The sequence below is a fragment of the Desertibacillus haloalkaliphilus genome, from assembly GCF_019039105.1.
GTDB classification, from domain to species: domain Bacteria; phylum Bacillota; class Bacilli; order Bacillales; family KJ1-10-99; genus Desertibacillus; species Desertibacillus haloalkaliphilus.
In genome coordinates, this window is record NZ_JAHPIV010000438.1 from 1 (window position 1) to 358 (window position 358).

A 358-nucleotide genomic window follows, 5' to 3' on the forward strand; every position below is an offset into this window, starting at 1 on the left:
GTATCATGCGGCTTCTCCCTGCATACAGCGCACAAGTCGATCAAGGGGAAATTTGGTTTCGTGATCGCAACTTGCTGTCATTATCTGAAAAAGACATGCGCAGCATCCGTGGTGTCGATATCTCCATGATTTTTCAAGATCCTATGACGGCACTCAACCCGACGCTAACAATTGGGGATCAGCTGATGGAAGCTGCAAAAGTGCATCAGAAGCTGACAAAAAAAGAAGTGAAAGAAGAGGCGCTTCGTATGCTTGACTTGGTGGGGATACCGCAGCCGAAAGAGAGACTGAAGCAATATCCGCATCAATTCAGCGGTGGCATGAGGCAGCGGCTCATGATTGCAATGGCTCTTATTTG

Annotated in this window: 1 protein-coding gene; it reads left to right on the plus strand. The window is 48.0% G+C overall.

Annotation, left to right across the window (positions count from 1 at the left end; genetic code table 11):
- On the plus strand, positions 1 to 358 hold a 358-nt coding region (locus KH400_RS22690; protein WP_217228499.1), incomplete at both ends, for an ATP-binding cassette domain-containing protein.